The organism is Streptomyces sp. NPDC049915, from assembly GCF_040656475.1.
GTDB lineage: Bacteria > Actinomycetota > Actinomycetes > Streptomycetales > Streptomycetaceae > Streptomyces.
On record NZ_JBFAMH010000080.1, the window covers coordinates 1 to 1,476 of the forward strand.

At 67.1% G+C, this 1,476-nt stretch carries 1 protein-coding gene; it reads left to right on the plus strand.

Features of this window, described 5'->3' with window-relative positions:
• The first annotated feature begins 396 nt into the window (after positions 1–396).
• The gene (locus AB0J12_RS39615) at positions 397–1,440 is read left to right on the plus strand and encodes an IS30 family transposase (RefSeq protein ID WP_363269660.1); all 1,044 of its coding nucleotides are present in this window, start codon (positions 397–399) and stop codon (positions 1,438–1,440) included.
• Positions 1,441–1,476 lie beyond the last annotated feature (36 nt).

Here is a 1,476-nt window from a genome sequence, read left to right on the forward strand (position 1 = left end):
CGGCCCGTTCTAGCGGTCCTCGCAACACTCACGATGATGGGAGTTGCGGGGACCGTGGGCGGTAAGAGGCTCGATCCGGCGTTGAAGCAGAGGTTCCTTGAGCGGTTGGATGCCGTGGGAAGCGTGTCTCCCGTGGCACGTGAGCTGGGGCTGAACCTGAACACGGCGTTCACCCTGGCTCGCAAGGCCGGCATGAAATACGGGCACCTGGGGCATCCGCGGCGTGAGGAGTACAAGAGGCTGCGGGCCCGGGGTGTCACCCGCCGTGAGGCCGCCCAGCAGGCCGGGGTGAATCTGCGCACGGCCAAGGACTGGGACAACGGCGTCCGCAAGAGCAACAACGGGCGGCTCTACCCGGACGGTCGGCGTGTGAACTACACGACGGGAACCGTCACGATGTCCGGTGTGATCACCAAGGCATCGGTGAGCCTGAAGGCCCTTGAGAAGAAGCTGCACCCGCGATTCCTGTCGCTCACCGAGCGGGAGCGAATACGCGACCTGCACGCCGCCGGCCAGTCGCTGCGAGCCATCGGCCGGGCCCTGGGGCGCCCAGCCAGCACCATCTCGCGCGAGCTGCGGAACCACTCGGGAACCAGCGGCTACCACCCCTACGCGGCCCACCGGGCCGCCGCCGCGCGCAGGCCCCGTCCGAAGGAATGCAAGCTGCTGCGTGAGAGCCCGCTGCGCAACTTCGTCCAGGACGGTCTGCGCAAGCGGTGGTCTCCGGAGCAGATCTGCCACGCTCTGACCAAGAGCCATCCAGACGACAAGAACATGCGGGTGAGCGTGGAGACGATCTATCAGGCGCTGTATTTGCAGGCCCGAGGCGGCCTGAAACGGGAAGTCCAGGCAGCGATACGCACCGGTCGCACCCGCCGCAAGCCACGACGCGACCCAGCCCGGCGGACCCCTCGGTTTACCGACCCGATGGTGATGATCAGCAGCCGTCCCGCCGAGATCGAGGACCGGGCGGTGCCAGGCCACTGGGAGGGCGACCTGATGGTCGGCGCGCATGGCCGGTCAGCAATCGCCACCCTGGTCGAGCGGACCACCCGCTACACCATGCTGGTCCACCTGCCCGGCAGCTCCCACGACGCCATGGCTGTCCGCGACGGCCTGGTCCGCACCATCCAGGCCCTTCCCCCGCATCTGCGGGGCTCCCTCACCTGGGACCAGGGAGCCGAGATGGCGGGTCACAAGCAGTTCACCATGGCCACCGGGATGCCGGTCTACTTCTGCGATCCCGCATCCCCCTGGCAGCGCGGCTCCAACGAGAACACCAACGGCCTGTTGCGCCAGTACTTCCCCAAGGGCACCGATCTGAGCCTGCACACTCCCGAAGACCTCGAACACGTCGCTCAGGAACTCAACGGCCGCCCACGCAAGACGCTCGGCTGGGATACACCAGCCGAGCGTCTGCGTGATCTACTCACCACCTGATCCAGGCAGTGTTGCGAGGACCGCTAGAACTGAAGG

Excerpts from the sequence above, each read along its gene's own strand:
- AB0J12_RS39615 (WP_363269660.1), top strand. The coding sequence starts at position 397 with ATGTCCGGTGTGATCACCAAGGCATCGGTGAGCCTGAAGGCCCTTGAG.